Annotated in this window: 13 protein-coding genes; 2 read left to right on the top strand and 11 right to left on the bottom strand. The window is 65.6% G+C overall.

Going from position 1 to position 15,465, the window contains the following annotated elements:
- Nucleotides 1-172: 172 nt before the first annotated feature.
- From I6F37_RS29160 to cobS, 8 genes are all read right to left on the bottom strand, one after another.
- Nucleotides 173-3,337 (bottom strand): efflux RND transporter permease subunit, encoded by a 3,165-nt coding sequence (locus I6F37_RS29160; RefSeq protein ID WP_225153414.1) that lies wholly within the window; start codon nt 3,335-3,337, stop codon nt 173-175.
- Nucleotides 3,334-4,533 (bottom strand): efflux RND transporter periplasmic adaptor subunit, encoded by a 1,200-nt coding sequence (locus I6F37_RS29155; RefSeq protein ID WP_225153412.1) that lies wholly within the window; start codon nt 4,531-4,533, stop codon nt 3,334-3,336. Before I6F37_RS29155 ends, I6F37_RS29160 begins: the two co-directional genes overlap by 4 nt.
- A gap of 286 nt (nt 4,534-4,819) precedes the next feature.
- Nucleotides 4,820-5,227 (bottom strand): hypothetical protein, encoded by a 408-nt coding sequence (locus I6F37_RS29150; protein WP_036014633.1) that lies wholly within the window; start codon nt 5,225-5,227, stop codon nt 4,820-4,822.
- A 130-nt stretch (nt 5,228-5,357) separates the two neighbouring features.
- Nucleotides 5,358-6,470: an NADH:flavin oxidoreductase/NADH oxidase gene (locus tag I6F37_RS29145; RefSeq protein ID WP_225153410.1), complete on the bottom strand. Its 1,113-nt coding sequence runs from the start codon at nt 6,468-6,470 to the stop codon at nt 5,358-5,360.
- 205 nt (nt 6,471-6,675) lie between these two features.
- Complete coding sequence (locus I6F37_RS29140) at nt 6,676-7,644, bottom strand: tripartite tricarboxylate transporter substrate binding protein (RefSeq protein ID WP_225153407.1); 969 nt, start codon at nt 7,642-7,644, stop codon at nt 6,676-6,678.
- A gap of 54 nt (nt 7,645-7,698) precedes the next feature.
- The gene (locus I6F37_RS29135) at nt 7,699-8,802 is read right to left on the bottom strand and encodes an esterase-like activity of phytase family protein (RefSeq protein WP_036014638.1); all 1,104 of its coding nucleotides are present in this window, start codon (nt 8,800-8,802) and stop codon (nt 7,699-7,701) included.
- Nucleotides 8,799-10,700, bottom strand: a complete 1,902-nt coding sequence (gene cobT, locus I6F37_RS29130) for a cobaltochelatase subunit CobT (RefSeq protein WP_225153405.1) — start codon at nt 10,698-10,700, stop codon at nt 8,799-8,801. The genes I6F37_RS29135 and cobT overlap by 4 nt, the downstream gene beginning before the upstream one ends.
- 141 nt (nt 10,701-10,841) lie before the next feature.
- On the bottom strand, nt 10,842-11,840 hold the full coding sequence (gene cobS, locus I6F37_RS29125; protein ID WP_036014642.1) for a cobaltochelatase subunit CobS: 999 nt from the start codon (nt 11,838-11,840) through the stop codon (nt 10,842-10,844).
- A gap of 294 nt (nt 11,841-12,134) precedes the next feature.
- On the opposite strand from cobS, the gene I6F37_RS29120 reads away from it, so the two are divergent.
- Together I6F37_RS29120 and I6F37_RS29115 are read left to right on the top strand one after the other, a co-directional pair.
- Entirely contained in the window at nt 12,135-12,788 is a 654-nt protein-coding gene (locus I6F37_RS29120) for a DedA family protein (RefSeq protein ID WP_036026250.1), read from the top strand.
- Between the two features lie 140 nt (nt 12,789-12,928).
- On the top strand, nt 12,929-13,828 hold the full coding sequence (locus I6F37_RS29115) for an EamA family transporter (RefSeq protein ID WP_036026248.1): 900 nt from the start codon (nt 12,929-12,931) through the stop codon (nt 13,826-13,828).
- Here I6F37_RS29115 and I6F37_RS29110 read toward each other — a convergent pair.
- The 3 genes from I6F37_RS29110 to grxC are packed head-to-tail and all read right to left on the bottom strand — an operon-like array spanning nt 13,825 to nt 15,454.
- Nucleotides 13,825-14,307 (bottom strand): DUF1178 family protein, encoded by a 483-nt coding sequence (locus tag I6F37_RS29110; RefSeq protein WP_036014648.1) that lies wholly within the window; start codon nt 14,305-14,307, stop codon nt 13,825-13,827. The genes I6F37_RS29115 and I6F37_RS29110 overlap by 4 nt on opposite strands.
- Entirely contained in the window at nt 14,304-15,182 is an 879-nt protein-coding gene (locus I6F37_RS29105; protein WP_036014649.1) for a carbon-nitrogen hydrolase family protein, read from the bottom strand. Before I6F37_RS29105 ends, I6F37_RS29110 begins: the two co-directional genes overlap by 4 nt.
- A complete protein-coding gene (gene grxC / locus I6F37_RS29100) occupies nt 15,179-15,454 on the bottom strand; it encodes a glutaredoxin 3 (RefSeq protein ID WP_036026245.1) in 276 nt (91 codons plus the stop codon). Before grxC ends, I6F37_RS29105 begins: the two co-directional genes overlap by 4 nt.
- Nucleotides 15,455-15,465 lie beyond the last annotated feature (11 nt).

Genomic DNA, 15,465 nt, shown 5'->3' with positions numbered 1-15,465 from the left:
CACCGTCGTCCCGGGGCGTGCGCAGCGCGAGCCCGGGACCCATAACCACAGGATGGTGTTTGGCGAAGACTCGCCGCTGTCGCGCTAAACCCCTCCCTGTGGTTATGGATTCCCGCGTTCGCGAGGATGACAGCGGAGGATGTGGCGGAGTCTTTGGCCATCGAGAGAGACGTCAGGCCATCGCCTCCGGCTTCTTGTCGCGCCGCCCTTCCGCCAGGTTCCGCACCACGACGTAGAAGATCGGTGTGAACAGAAGGCCGAACAGGGTGACGCCGATCATGCCGAAGAACACGGCGACGCCGACGGCCTGGCGCATCTCCGAGCCAGAGCCGGTCGAGATCACCAGCGGCAAGACGCCGAGGATGAACGCGAACGAGGTCATCAGGATCGGCCGCAAGCGCAGGCGGCAGGCATCGATGACGGCCTCCAGCCGCGGCTTGCCTTCGTTCTCGATATCGCGCGCGAATTCGACGATCAGGATCGCGTTCTTCGCCGCCAGTCCCACCAGCACGACGAAGCCGATCTGGGTCAGAATGTTGACGTCCTGGCCCATGACGCGAACGCCGATGGTGGCGGCGAGCAGGCACATCGGCACGATCAGAATCACCGCGAACGGCAGCGTCCAGCTGCCATATTGCGCGGCGAGGACGAGATAGACGAACAGCACGCAGATCGGAAATACGTAGAGACCGGCATTGCCGCCGGTGACCTGCTGATAGGACAGGTCGGTCCATTCGAAGGTGAAGCCGCTCGGTAAAGTATCGTTCGCGAGCTGCTTGATGGCGTTGAGCGCGGTGGTCGAGCTCGTGCCCGGCGCCGGCTCGCCCTGGAGTTCGGACGCCGCATAGAGATTGTAGCGCGCGACGCGGTCGGGTCCCGAGACGTCCTTGAACTCGACCACGCTGCCGAGCATCACCATGTCGCCGGAAGCGTTGCGCGTGCGCAGGCGCGCAAGGTCGCTCGGTTCTTTCCGGAACGGGAAGTCGGCCTGCGCGGTGACGTGGTAGGTGCGGCCGAACAGGTTGAAGTCGTTGACATAGGTTGACCCGAAATAGGTCTGGATCGTCTCGTTGATGTTGGAGATGGGCACGCCCAGCTTCTGCGCCTTGGTGCGGTCGATGTCGACGAAGAGCTGCGGCGTGTTGGCCGTGAACGGCGAGAACACCGAGGGGGCGAGCAGCGAGGGCGATTTGCGCGCGGCGGCGACAAGCTCGTCGGTGGCGGCTGCGAGCATTTCAGGCCCGCGGCCCTGGCGGTCCTGGATGCGGATGGCAAAGCCGCCGCCGGTGCCGATGCCGGGCACGGCCGGCGGTGGAATCACGATGATGAAGGCACCCTGGATCGCGGACAGGCGCTTGCGCAGCTCGGCCGTGATGGCATTCGCGGACAGGCCCTTCTTCAGCCGCGCCTCGGGCTCGTCGAACACCGGGAACAGCGCCGCCGCATTGCCGGCCTGCGTGCGGGTGGCGCCGGAGAAACCGGCAAAGGCGGCGACTCGAACGATGCCCGGCGTATCCAGCGAGATCCGCTCGATCTCGCGCACGACCTCGGTGGTGCGCGCCAGCGACGCCGCGCCCGGCAATTGCACGGATATGATGACGTAGCCGCGATCCTGCGCCGGGATGAAGCCCTGCGGCGTGGTCACGATCAGCCAGCCGGCGCCGCCGATCAGCACGACGTAGATCAGCAGCATCACCACCGAATGGCGAATCGCGAAATTGGCGAGGCCGGCATAGCCATGCGCCAGCCGGTCGAACACGCGATTGAACACGCCGGTGAACGCATTCCAGCCGCGCGCGATGATGTTCCAGGCGGCCGGCGGCCGCTTTTCTTCGTGTGGTGTGAGGATCTGCGAGGCTAGCGCGGGCGAGAGCGTCAGCGAGCAGAAGCAGGAGATCGCCGTCGCAACGGCGATGGTGACGGCGAATTGCTGGAAGAACTGCCCGGAGATGCCGCCGAGGAACGCGGTCGGGACGAACACCGCGCATAGCACCAGGGCGATCGAGACCAGTGCGCCGCCGACCTCCTCCATTGTCTTCAGCGCGGCATCGCGACGACTGAGGCCGTGCTCGAGATGGCGTTCGACATTCTCGACCACGACGATGGCGTCGTCGACCACGATGCCGACCGCGAGGACGAGCCCGAACAGGGTGAGATTGTTGATGGAGAAGCCGAGCGCCGCCATCACCGCGAACGTGCCGACCAGCGAGACCGGAATTGCGATGATCGGAATGATCGCGGGCCGCCATCCCTGCAGGAACACCAGCACGACGACGACCACGAGCAGCATGGCCTCGTAGATGGTCTTGATCAGCTCGTGGACCGACTGGGCGATGAACTCGGTCGGGTTGTAGCCGATATTGAAGTCGAGCCCCCTGGGAAAGCTCTCCTTGAGCCTCGTCATGGTGTCGGAGATGTTCTTTGCGGTCGCGAGCGCGTTCGAGCCCGGCCGCTGCGTCACCAGCATCGCGACCGCCGACTTGCGCAGCAGAAAGCTGTTGGTGCTGTAAGCCAGCGCCCCGAGCTCGATGCGGGCGACGTCGCGCAGCCGCACCGTGCGGCCGTCAGGGCCGGCCTTGATCAGGATATCCTCGAACTGCTTCTGGTCCTTCAAACGTCCGGTGAAGGTGAGGTTGGGCTGGAAGGCGCGATCGGCGATCGGCGGCTCGGCGATCTGGCCGCCCGCGATCTGCACGTTCTGGGCGCGGATGGCCGCGAGCACCTCGGCCGAGGTCAGGCCGAGATTGGCGATTCTGTCAGGATCGAGCCACAGCCGCATCGAATAGTCGCGGGCGCCGAAGATCTGGATGTCGCCGACGCCGTCGATGCGCAAGAGCTGGTCGCGGACCTGGAGCAGCGCATAATTGGAGATGTAGAGCTGGTCGAACGTGTCGTCCGGCGACAGCATGAACACGACCATCAGGATGTCGGGCGAGTTCTTGCGGGTGGTGACGCCGTTGCGCTGCACTTCCTCTGGAAGGCGCGGCTGCGCGATGGCGACGCGATTCTGCACCAGCACCTGGGCCTTGTCGAGATCGGTGCCGAGCTTGAAGGTGACGGTGATGGTGAGCTGGCCGTTCGAGGTCGCCTGGCTGTAGAGATACAGCATGTCCTCGACACCGTTGATCTCCTGCTCGATGGGAGCTGCGACCGTGTCGGACACGGTCTGGGCGGAGGCGCCGGGATATTGCGTCGTGACGACGACGGTCGGCGGCACCACTTGCGGATATTCGGAGACCGGCAGCGTGGTGTAGGCGAGTGCACCGACGATCAGGAGCACGATCGACAGCACCATCGCCAAAATGGGCTGGTTGATGGAGAGGCGGCCAAGATTCATGACTTGCCACCGGCCGGCGCTTGCGCGGTCTGGGGAGCGACCTTGGCGCCGACGCGGGCGCGCTGGATGCCATTGACGATGACGCGATCGTCCGGCTTCAGCCCTTCACGGATCACGCGCAGGCCGTCGTCGAGCGGACCGAGCACGACGGGGCGTGCCTCGACCGTATCATCAGGCTTGACCACGAACACGATCTTGCGGGACTGGTCGGTTGCGATCGCAGCGTCCGGAATCAGCAGCGCCTCGTAAGGCGCGCTGCCGATCAGGCGGACGCGGCCGAACTGGCCGGGCAGGATCGAAAGATCCGTGTTCTTCACCACCGCGCGGCTGCGCAGCGTGCCGGTCGACACGTCCAGCCGATTGTCGAGGAAATTGACGGTGCCCTCGCGCGAGGGCTTGGTCTCGCCGGCCAGCGTCACTTGCACCGGGTTCGCGGTATCGCGCGAACTTGGCCGCCGTCCTTCGAACCACAATTTGCTGTATTTGATGAACGTCGCCTCATCCATGTCGAAATAGATGTAGATCGGATCGAGCGCGACGATCGAAGTCAGCAGCGTCGAGGTGCCGGTGTCGCTGCCCTGCACGAGATTGCCGGGGCTGACGAGATGGCGGCTGACGCGGCCGGTCAAGGGCGCTGCCACATGCGTGAACTCGATGTTGAGCTTGGCGGCCTTCAGCGCGCCCTCGGCCTGCATCTCGGCGGCGTGCGCAGCCTGCAAGGCCTGGCGGCGCTGATCGACGACCTGCTCGGAGACGGCGCTGGTCTGTACCAGACTGAGACCACGATCGAGCTCGCGCCTGGCAAGCTCCACTCGCGCCCGCGCATCGGACAGCTGGCCCTCCGCCTGAGTCGCTACCGCCTCGAACGGACGGGGATCGATCACGTAGAGCAGATCACCTTGACGCACGATGGCGCCGTCCTGGAACTCGACCGAGTTGACGAAGCCGCCGACCCGCGGCCGCACCTGGACCTCCTCCACCGCCTCGAAGCGGCCGGTGAACTCGTCCCAATCGGTGACCGTGCGCTTGACCGGCTGGGCGACCGTCACCGCCGGCGCCGGCGGAGCCGCAGCCTGCGATGCCGGCTTGTCGCAGCCGGACAGGGCGAACGCGGCGGCGAGAAGCCCGGCAATTGCGCTGACCTGAACGAAATCGTGCTTTTTGATCAACTGCCTGCTTCCGTCCGGTCCGCTCATCCCCAGGTCCTCGCATCAAAGCCGCAGAAGATGCAGGGTACGCCTCTACCTGCGGGCGCCACAAGATGTGTTGCAAAGATGAACTCTTCAAGACCAATGCGCGCGCAATGCTCCGAACGGCGCCCTGACCGGATGACGGGTTGACAGAGAGAGAGACGGTGCCGGGCAAGGCAATTGCGGCAAGCCGAACCCTGCCGTGAACGACGGGCACTCGGAATTGCGAGCTTTTCCCGGCGGCTGTCCTTCGAGACGCCCGCTTCAGGCGGGCCCATCCTGACAAAGAGAGCTACTTACGCAGCCTGGCCTTGGCGCCGGCGACGATCTGCATGGCGACGCCGGCCATCCAGCCGACCAAGACGAGCCAGGTCCAGGCCATGTGCGGATCGAGCCGGAGCACGATCACGGCGACCGAGGCGAAGGCGGTGAGCGTGGCGGAGAGCGTGCCGGCGGCGCTCATGAGCTCGGCGGCGTCAATTTGGCTGTGCGCATCGTCGAAAGGCATCTGCGGCGTGTCGATGCCGAGATAGAAGCCGATGCCGCCGAGCAGCATCATCAGCAGCAGGAAGCCCTGCGTGGTGAGGGTGGGGATCGCCGAGCCGACATAGGCGCCGACGAACAATCCGCACGCGGCCCCCGCCATGGCAAGGCCGACGCGCTCGAACACATGGGCAGTTTTACGAAAACGAAAACGCATGGCCAGCCTCCGCGAGGCGTTGAGTGTGGAGAGGTTAGGCCAGTTTTGGGGGGCGTGGAAGGTGAGGAGGTTTACGGATGCGTGAGGGATCTAACTCCCTCTCCCCGTAAGCGGGGAGAGGTGAAGAGAGTCACCTCGCCCCGAACGTGGTCTCGCCGAACAGCGCCTTCTGCGTCGAGGGCTGCGAGCGCCAATATTGCGGCGGCGCCTCGACTACCCCGCCGAGCTCGGCGGCGGCGTGCCAGCCCCAGCGCGGATCGTAGAGCAGGCCGCGGGCGAGCGCGACCATGTCGGCCTTACCCGACGCGACGATCTCCTCGGCCTGCTTGGCTTCGGTGATCAGGCCGACGGCGATGGTGGGCAGGCCGGTCTCGCGCTTGATCGCCTCTGCAAACTGCACCTGATAGCCGGGGCCGAGCGGGATCTTCTGCAGCGGCGAGACGCCGCCGGAGGATGCATCGATCCAGTCGACGCCGCGCGCCTTCAGCGCGTTCGCGAATTCGATGGTCTGTGCCAGATCCCAGCCGCCCTCGACCCAATCGGTCGACGACACCCGCATGCCGACCGGCTTGTCGGCGGGGAACGCGGCGCGCACTGCGTCGAACACCTCCAGCGGAAAGCGCATGCGGTTCTCGAGGCTGCCGCCATATTCGTCCATGCGCTTGTTGGAGACCGGCGACAGGAATTGATGCAGGAGATAGCCGTGCGCGCCGTGGACCTCGATGGCGTCGATGCCGAGCCGCGCGGCGCGCTTTGTGCTGTCGACGAAGGCCTCGCGGATGCGCTTGAGGCCCGCGGCATCGAGCGCGAGCGGCGCGGCCTCGCCCTCCTTGTGCGGCACCGCTGACGGTCCGACCGTCTGCCAGCCGCCCTGCTCGACCGGGATCAGCTGGCCGCCGTCCCAGGGCCGCGCGCTGCTCGCTTTGCGGCCGGCATGGGCGAGCTGCATCGCGATCGCGGTGGTGGAATGTTTTCGCACCGAGGCGAGAATCTGCTTCAGCGCGGCTTCGGCTGCGTCGCTGTAGAGCCCGAGGCAGCCCGGCGTGATACGGCCGATCGCCTCGACATGCGTCGCCTCGATGCAGAACATCGCCGCGCCCGACAGGCTGAGATTGTTGATGTGGGTGAAGTGCCAGTCGGTGGCGACGCCGTCATCGGCCGAATATTGGCACATCGGCGACACCACGAGGCGGTTCTTCAACGTCAGTCCGCGCAGCTTGATCGGAGAAAACAGGGCGCTCATGCGAGGGTCCGGGGCTGGAGAAATGGAAGCGATTGCATGAAGTTTAGTGGGTGGGCGGCGAATTGCCAGCCGCACGGGCAGCATGGCGACCAGCAGCGGCATGCATTGCGCTGGAGATGCCGCGGCGAACATGTCTCCCTATTGTCGTCCCGGATCCGCGCTTCGCTTGTCCGGGACGATGGAGGAATGCGGGCGTAACCCGCCCCTACGGCTTGATGCCGGCGGCCTTGATCAGCTCCTGATTGGCCGCCAGCTCGCGCTTGACGAGGTCGTCCATCTCGGCGGGCTTCATCGGCCTCGGTTCGAGCCCGAGCTTTGTCAGGCTCACCTGCGTCGCCGACGTGGCCAGGACTTTCTCGGCGGCCGCGTGCAGCTTGTCGACGACCTCGCGCGGGGTCTTCGCCGGCACGAACACGCCGAACCAGATCTCGCTGTCGGCGTCCTTCAAGCCGATCTCGGCCGGCGTCGGCACATCGGGCAGCTCGGCAACGCGCTTCGGTGTCGAGACCACCAGCGCGCGCACTTGGCCCTCGCGGATCAGCGGCAACGCGGTCGCCAGCGGGCAGAAATACAGATCGATGCGCCCACCGAGAATGTCGGCGATCACTTCCGGGCCGGCGCGATACGGCACATGAATAGCCTCGATGCCGGCGGCGTAGCGGAACTTCTCGCTCGAGATGTGCACGGCGCTGCCGATGCCGACCGAGCCGAACGAGATCGAACCGGGCTTTGCCTTGGCAGCGGCGATGAAGTCCTGGATGGTTCTCCAAGGGCGCTCCTTCGGCACGATCATCACATTGGCACCGGATCCGATCATGAACACCGAGGCGAGATCGCGGCTGGGGTCGAAGCTCGCATTCGGGAACATCAGGGGCGCAATGGTCAGCGCCGACGACTGGGCGAGCAGGCTGTAACCACCGGGATCGGACTTCGCGACCGCCGCCGAACCGACCACACCGCCGCCGCCGGCGCGGTTTTCGATCACGATCGGCTGACCGAGTTCGGCGGAGAGATGCTCGAACACCAGCCGCGGCACCACGTCCGCCGCGCTGCCCGGACCGAACGGAATGGTCGCCTTGATCAGTCGCGCCGGCCAGTCTTGTGCCTGGACTTGTGTTGCAGCGGCGATCCAGAAGGACGCATATAGACAAAACACGCGAAGGAACCTGGTCATCGAAATCTCCGGTCGACTCTCGCGATCGCTGCAAGAACCGTTCCGGCGCGATCTCTACTCCGCCAGCGTGAATTGCAGCAGCAGGGTTCGCTGCAGCATCGAGAAATTGTCGTCGGAGATCAGGGTCAGCACCGTCTCGCCGTCGGCGGTGACGTGGGCGTCGATGCCTTCCATGTTGTCGATCTCGTGGCCGAGATCGGCGGCGAACAGCGTCAGGCCGTCGACGACGGCGCCCGGCGCGATTCCCTTCAGCGGGATCGCGCGGATGCGGATGTTGACGCCGGTGAACCAAGAAAATTTACGTTCGAGGATGAGCAGATCGCCCGAGGGCAGCAGCACCGCGTCGCTGATGTCGAAATTCTCCGAGCGCCGCACGCTGAATTGGCCGGGCGTCGAGCCGCCGATCAGGAAAGCGAGGAGGTTGCCGTCGGCATCGAGCCCGCGCTCGGAAAAGGCGATCAGCGTGCCCGCGAGCGGCTGGGCCTGGCTCTTGCCCGGTCCCTGCGCTTTGGGCACGACGACCATCGCCTCCAACCCCTTGTTGTAGGGCAGCTTGCGCAAGGCCGGCGGGACGGCGATCACTTCGCCGCGGGCGCCGGTAGCACCCTTGGCGAAATCATAGCGCAGGATCTGGTTGACGCGTTCGAGCCCGACATAGACGAGGTTGCCGTCGCGCGCGAGCGACTCGGTATCGTACCAGAGCCGCTTCTCGGTGATCGGCCGCCCGTCGGCGCCCAGCACCGGCGCGGCCTCGACGTCGGCGAGCCCAATCATCTCGCGGCCGGAATAGCGGATGCTGCCGGTGAACCAGCCGCCCTGATCGGAGATCGCGAGAAAGCGCTCGCCCTTGCCGTCGAGGAAGCGGAGGCCCGACAGCCCGCCGAAGCCGCGATAGGGCGAGGTCAGCACCAGGCCGCTGCGAAAATCCAGCGAGCCGAAGCGCGTGCGCGAGCGGTCGCGCGGCTCGAAATTGGCAATGCTACGCGCGTTGACCTCGACGCTGACCGGCGCGGTGACGGCATGCTCGAGCTGGAGGGCGCGCGGCGGCGGCTCGGTCTTGGGCTGCAGCTGCGCCTGCGCCAAGCGCGGCAACGCGAGAGTGGAAAATCCCGCCGCCGCGAGGCTGACGAAGCTGCGGCGGGATGGATGCGTGCTCACGAATGCAATTTGCGTCGCGGGCGACCGGCCGCTTGCGTTGGCGCCGTGTTGGTCTCGCTGAAGAGCTCGGCAAGCTTTTCGGTGATCGCGCCGCCGAGTTCTTCCGCGTCCACGATCGTTACCGCGCGGCGATAATAGCGCGTCACGTCATGGCCGATGCCGATCGCGATCAGCTCGACCGGCGAGCGGGTCTCGATCTCCTCGATGATGTGGCGCAGATGCCGCTCGAGATAATTGCCCGGATTGACCGACAACGTGGAATCGTCGACCGGCGCGCCGTCCGAGATCATCATCAAGATCTTGCGCTGCTCGGGCCGGCCGAGCAGGCGCTTGTGCGCCCAGTCCAGCGCCTCGCCGTCGATGTTCTCCTTCAAGAGGCCCTCGCGCATCATCAGGCCCAGGTTTTTCCTCGCACGACGCCACGGGGCGTCCGCGGACTTGTAGATGATGTGGCGGAGATCGTTGAGGCGGCCGGGATTGGCCGGCTTGCCGGCGGCAAGCCACGCCTCGCGCGATTGCCCGCCCTTCCAGGCCCGCGTGGTGAAGCCGAGAATCTCGACCTTGACGCCGCAACGCTCCAGCGTGCGCGCGAGGATGTCGGCACAGGTCGCGGCGACCGTGATCGGGCGGCCGCGCATGGAGCCGGAATTGTCGAGCAGCAGCGTCACTACGGTGTCGCGGAACGTCGCCTCCTTCTCGTGCATGAAGGACAGCGGGTGATAGGGATCGGTGACGACGCGCGCCAGCCGCGCAGGGTCGAGGATGCCCTCCTCGAGATCGAATTCCCAGGCGCGATTCTGTTGCGCCATCAGGCGGCGCTGCAGCCGGTTGGCGAGGCGGGCGACGATGCCTTGCAGATGTGCGAGCTGCTTGTCGAGATAGGCGCGCAGCCGCTCCAGCTCGTCATGGTCGCAGAGATCCTCGGCGGCGATAACCTCGTCGAACTTGGGCGCGAAGGCGTGATATTCCGGCCCACGCGGCTCGTTCCTGCCGTGCTGGTTCGGGCGCGTCGCCTCGCCCGGCGTCTCGTCGTCACCGAGCTCGCCATCGTCGAAGGTGTCGGAGGTCGAGGCCTGCGCGCTTTCCATCGCGCTCTCGCTCATCTCCTCGCTGGTTGCCTGCGCCTGGTCGGCGCTCATCTCCTGCGCGGCGTCGGAATCGGGCGAGCCTTCGGCGCCGGACTGGTCGTTGTCGCCGTCCTGGTTCTCCTCGTTCTCGTCATTGTCCTCGCTGTCGGCGTTGCGCTCGTCGCCGAGCTCGAGTGCCGACAGCAGGTCATGCACGGCATCGCCGAACTTGGTCTGATCCTCGAGCACGCCGTCGAGCCGATCGAGCCGCTTGCCGATCTTGTCTTCGAGGATCGGTCGCCAGAGATCGACCATCTTCTTGGCCGCCGTCGGCGGCGCCATGCCGGTGAGGCGCTCGCGCACCAGCATCGCCAGCGCGTCCGCCAGCGGCGCGTCGGCGCGGTCGGTGATCTCGTCGAACTTGCCGCGGTGGAAATGGTCGTCGAGCATCGCGGTGAGGTTCTTGGCAACGCCCGCCATGCGGCGCGCGCCGATCGCCTCGACGCGGGCCTGCTCCACCGCCTCGAACACGCCGCGCGCCTGCGGATTGCCGGGCATCAGCTTGCGGTGAACCTTGGGATCGTGACAGGCGAGCTTGAGCGCGATGGAATCGGCATGGCCGCGCACGATCGCGGCGTCACGCTTCGTCATCTTGCGCGCGGGCTCAGGCAGCCGCGCCTTGCCGGGCGCAAGGCCCGGGCGCTCGGCTGCGAAGGAGACGTCGAGCTCGGGCGCCTTTGCGATCGCCTTCAGACAGGAGGCGACCGAGCGCTTGAACGGCTCAGTCGGTGCTTCCTTGTTGCTGCGGAATTTGGAGTTGGAGGCGGTCATCTGACCCTATCTGTCGTCCCGGCGAAGGCCGGGACCATAACCACCGGCCGCTCTTGTGTCAGGAAACTATCAGCGTCGCTTCAATCGAGACATCACGCGGTATGGGTCCCGGCCTTCGCCGGGACGATACACCGTGAGAGATCAGCTCAGCGCGACGTTGATTGCCGATTCCGGCAGCTCCGCATTGAAGCAGCGCTGGTAGAACTCGGCGACCAGGGGCCGTTCGAGCTCGTCGCATTTGTTGAGGAAGGTGACGCGGAAGGCGAAGCCGATATCGCCGAAGATGTCGGAGTTTTCCGCCCAGGTGATCACCGTGCGCGGGCTCATCACCGTCGACAGATCGCCATTGGCGAAGGCGTTGCGGGTGAGGTCGGCGAGGCGCACCATTTTGTTGACGATGTCGCGGCCCTCCTGGGTGCGATAGTGCTTGGCCTTGGCCAGCACGATCTCGACTTCCTCGTCGTGGCTGAGATAGTTCAGCGTGGTGACGATCGACCAGCGGTCCATCTGGCCCTGGTTGATCTGCTGGGTGCCGTGATAGAGGCCCGAGGTGTCGCCGAGGCCGACGGTGTTGGCGGTGGCGAACAGCCGGAACGCCGGATGCGGCTTGATCACCTTGTTCTGGTCCAAGAGCGTCAGGCGGCCCGAAACCTCCAGCACGCGCTGGATCACGAACATGACGTCCGGGCGGCCGGCGTCGTATTCGTCGAACACCAGCGCGACGTTGTTCTGCAGCGCCCAGGGCAGGATGCCGTCGCGGAATTCGGTGACCTGCTTGCCGTCGCGGACCACGATCGAGTCCTTGCCGACGAGGTCGATACGGCTGATGTGGCTGTCGAGGTTGACGCGCACGCAGGGCCAGTTCAGACGTGCCGCGACCTGCTCGATATGGGTGGATTTGCCGGTGCCGTGATAGCCGGTCACCATCACGCGGCGGTTCCTGGCAAAGCCCGCGAGAATGGCCAGCGTGGTGGCGCGGTCGAAGCGGTAATCGGAATCCACTTCGGGCACATGAGGATCGACTTCGGAATAGGCCGGGACTTCGAGATCACTGTCGATCCCGAACACCTGGCGCACCGACACCTTCATGTCGGGCAGGCCGGAAACTTCCTCAACTTTGGACAGGGCGGCGGTCGTCATCAATCCTCCGAGGTCCCGGGCGGTCCCGAAACCGGTTATTCGCACGTTGGCTGCGGCTGGGTGCTGAAAATCAACCTATCAGAGACAACGAGCCGGCAGAAGCCCGCCCACCAATCAAAGTTCCGTTGTCTTTTCATCTAGATAGGCAAGGAACGCAGTTTTTGGAGGGCTGCCTTGCGAATCACGCCGAAATTCGGGCGGGTCGGCCCCAATCCGTGCGAATGGTACTTTGGCCGTATGCAGTTACTTATGTAGGGTCCGAAGCCCTCATGCTCCAGCCCTTCAAGAGACGACGTGACGTCCTTCCTCGATCCCCTCATCGCCTTCGTTTCCGCCCATGCGTGGCTGGCCTATCTGACCCTGTTCCTGGCGGCGCTGCTCGAAGCCGTTCCGGTGGTGGGATCGGTGATCCCCGGCTCGACCATCATCCTGGCGCTGAGCGCCCTGATCCCCGGCGGCGAATTGCAGCTGCCATGGGTGCTCTTGGCGGCCGCAACTGGTGCCGTACTCGGCGACGGGGCGGCCTATTGGATCGGGCACAGGCGGCAGCGCGAGATCCTCAACACCTGGCCGCTGACCAATTATCCACGCGTGGTCGCGGAGAGCGAAAACTTCTTCAACCGCTTCGGCACCTGGGCCGTGTTCTTCGCCCGCTTCGTGCCGCCGATCCGCGCCTTCGTGCCCGTGACCGCCGGCGCGCTGGGCATGGCGCCCACGAAATTCTATGCCGTGAACATCCCGGCGATCCTGGCCTGGGCGCCCGCCCATGTGCTGCCGGGCGTCTTGGCCGTGTCGGCCCTGCATGAATATGCCGGGCTGCATCATCATGCGCATGTCGGCAAGCACATCTGGATGCTGACCGTTGCAGGGGTTGCGATCGTGCTGGGCGTGGGGATGTGGATCTATCGCCGACGGTATGGCGGCGCGACGGCCAAGCCGCAGGTTTAGGCAGACGCTACATCACAACCGTCGTCCCTGCGTTCGCAGGCACCGAGTTTGTGCGAGAGCATCGCACCCATGACATCCGTGTGATTGACCTGCTCCACCGCTAGCGGCACGTTGGCCCGGATCCTCGCGCCCGCCACCCCATGTTCACCATCGCCAGCCTCTGGATTCCCTTCACCATCGTTGCCGCGCTCGGGCAGGTCGCGCGCAATGCGATGCAGCGGTCGTTGACGAAGCCGCTGGGGACCTGGGGCGCGACCAATATCCGCTTCCTGTTCGGCTTTCCGTTCTCGCTGCTGTTCCTGGGGCTGGTGCTGCTCGCGACCGGCGATCATCTGAGCCCGCCGCCAGCCGTGTTCTGGCCATGGCTGCTGTTGGGCGCGCTCAGCCAGATCGTCGCCACCGGGCTGATGCTGCTCGCGATGAACGACCGCTCGTTTGTCGTGACGACGGCCTACCTGAAGACCGAGGCGATCCAGACCGCGATATTCGGCTTCGTCTTCCTCGGCGATCACCTGACCTGGCTGAAGGTGCTCGCGATCATGATCGCCACCGTCGGCGTCGTCATCACCGCGCTCCGCCCCGGCGGCGACAAGAGCTTTGCCGAGCTGAAGCCGACCATCACCGGCCTCGTTGCCGCGGCGGCCTTCGCGCTGTCAGCGGTCGGCTTTCGCGGCGCCATCATCAATGTGCCCGACGTGTCCTTCGTGACCGCGGCGTCAATTACGCTGGCGCTCGGCCTGTTCGTGCAGACGCTGGTGCTGACGATCTACCTGCTCTGGCGCGCGCCGGACGTGCTGCGAGGAATCCTCAGGTTATGGCGACCGTCGATGCTCGCGGGCTTCATCGGCGCCTTCGCTTCGCAATTCTGGTTCCTCGCCTTTGCACTGACGGCGGCCGCCAACGTCCGCACACTCGCGCTGATCGAGGTGCTGTTCGCGCAAGCCGTGGCGTATTACTCGTTCAAGCAGCCGATCGCGCCGCGCGAGCTTGCAGGCATTGCGCTGATTGTCCTGGGCGTCGCTGTGCTGGTGGGAGCTTAATTCCGGTCTTCCGGCAGCGTCGGCAGCGGTGAGACCTCGATGCCTTCGTCGATCAGCGACTTCGCCTCTTCGGGCGAGGCTTCGCCATAGATTGGGCGGTGCTCCTTGTCGCCGTAATGCATGGCGCGGGCTTCGTTGGCGAAGCGCTCACCGACATTGTCGGCGTTCTTGACGATGTGGTCGCGCAGCTCTTTCAGCTTGGCGCGCAGCTCGCGCTCCTGCGCCATCAGCAGCGAGGTCGGCCCTGACGGCGCAGCCTCGGGTGTGGTCGCGGCCACGGGCTCCGGCGGCGGCGTGGCGCGGCCGCGCCCCTTCTTGCCGACGATGCGCGGCGCCATGATCGCCTTGTCGACCTTGGCTGAGCCGCAGATCGGGCAGGTCACGAGCTTGCGCTTCACCTGCGAATCATAGGCCGACGAGCTCTGGAACCAACTTTCGAAGGCGTGATTGCGGTCGCAGTGGAGCGCGTAGCGGATCATGCCGAGCCCCGCACGAGGTGCAAATGGTCCGGCCCGGCCTTGGGATCGGAGACGCCGAAGCGGCGGCCGTGCTGGAGCGAGGGAATCGCCCGGCGCGCGGTCTCGACCTTGGCCGGGTCGATCCTAGCCATGATGATGCCCGGCTCGACATCGCCTTCGGCGAGGATCTCGCCCCAAGGATCGACGATCAGCGAATGCCCGTAGGTCTCGCGCTTGTTCTCGTGGGTGCCGGCCTGCGCCGCGGCGAAGACGAAGCAGCCGGTCTCGATCGCACGGGCTCGCAGCAGCACGTGCCAATGCGCTTCACCGGTCTTGCGGGTGAAGGCGGACGGCACGGTGATGAAATAGGCGCCGCTTTCTGCGAGCGCACGGTACAGCGCCGGGAAGCGCACATCGTAGCAGATCGTCAAGCCGATGCGGCCCCAGGGCAGATCCGAGATCACGGCGGTCTCGCCCGGCTGGTAATTGGCGGATTCGCGATAGCTCTCGCCGTCCGGCAGCTCGATGTCGAACATGTGGATCTTGTCGTAGCTCGCGAGCACATTGCCCTCGGGCCCGATCAGGAAGGAGCGGTTGACCGCCTTCTCCGGCGAGAAGCGCAGCGCCAGCGAGCCGACATGGAGGTGAATCTTCAGCTCCGCCGCGAGCGCCCGGTAGGCCTTCAGCGAGGCGTCGTCCTCTTCGCTCTGGAGATGCTCGAACAGCGCCTTGCGGTTCAGCTGCATCATGTTGCTGACTTCGGGTGTCTGCACGTAATCGGCGCCATCGGCCGCAGCCTGCCGGATCAGCTTCGTAGCCTGCTCGAGGCTCGGCCCGGGCATCAGGCCGGTGCGCATCTGCACCATGGCGGCCGTGAACGTGCGGTTCTCGCTCATGATACCGCCTTCACGCTTTCGAGCATGCCATCGAGCTTGCCTTCGCGATCGAGTGCATAGAGGTCGTCACAGCCGCCGACATGGGTGCCGCCGATCCAGATCTGCGGAAAGGTCGAGCCCTGGCCGGCGCGGCCGTACATTTCCTGGCGCCAGGACGGGTTCTTGGCGACGTCGAATTCGGTGAAGGTCGCCTTCTTGCGGGTCAGCAGTGACTTGGCGGCGGAACAATAGCCGCAGCCCGGCCGGGTGTAGATCTCGACAGCAGCAGTCATTCGTCTGGCGC

Source organism: Bradyrhizobium sp. NBAIM08, from assembly GCF_020193935.1.
Taxonomy (GTDB): Bacteria; Pseudomonadota; Alphaproteobacteria; order Rhizobiales; family Xanthobacteraceae; genus Bradyrhizobium; species Bradyrhizobium yuanmingense.
Note: the sequence above shows the minus strand (reverse complement) of the source record. Positions and strands in the feature narration are given on the sequence as shown.

Excerpts from the sequence above, each read along its gene's own strand:
- I6F37_RS29140 (WP_225153407.1), bottom strand. The coding sequence starts at position 7,644 with ATGACCAGGTTCCTTCGCGTGTTTTGTCTATATGCGTCCTTCTGGATC.
- I6F37_RS29145 (WP_225153410.1), bottom strand. The coding sequence starts at position 6,470 with ATGAGCGCCCTGTTTTCTCCGATCAAGCTGCGCGGACTGACGTTGAAG.
- I6F37_RS29150 (WP_036014633.1), bottom strand. The coding sequence starts at position 5,227 with ATGCGTTTTCGTTTTCGTAAAACTGCCCATGTGTTCGAGCGCGTCGGC.
- I6F37_RS29105 (WP_036014649.1), bottom strand. The coding sequence starts at position 15,182 with ATGAGCGAGAACCGCACGTTCACGGCCGCCATGGTGCAGATGCGCACC.
- I6F37_RS29155 (WP_225153412.1), bottom strand. The coding sequence starts at position 4,533 with ATGAGCGGACCGGACGGAAGCAGGCAGTTGATCAAAAAGCACGATTTC.
- cobT (WP_225153405.1), bottom strand. The coding sequence starts at position 10,700 with ATGACCGCCTCCAACTCCAAATTCCGCAGCAACAAGGAAGCACCGACT.
- I6F37_RS29115 (WP_036026248.1), top strand. The coding sequence starts at position 12,929 with ATGTTCACCATCGCCAGCCTCTGGATTCCCTTCACCATCGTTGCCGCG.
- grxC (WP_036026245.1), bottom strand. The coding sequence starts at position 15,454 with ATGACTGCTGCTGTCGAGATCTACACCCGGCCGGGCTGCGGCTATTGT.
- cobS (WP_036014642.1), bottom strand. The coding sequence starts at position 11,840 with ATGACGACCGCCGCCCTGTCCAAAGTTGAGGAAGTTTCCGGCCTGCCC.
- I6F37_RS29110 (WP_036014648.1), bottom strand. The coding sequence starts at position 14,307 with ATGATCCGCTACGCGCTCCACTGCGACCGCAATCACGCCTTCGAAAGT.
- I6F37_RS29160 (WP_225153414.1), bottom strand. The coding sequence starts at position 3,337 with ATGAATCTTGGCCGCCTCTCCATCAACCAGCCCATTTTGGCGATGGTG.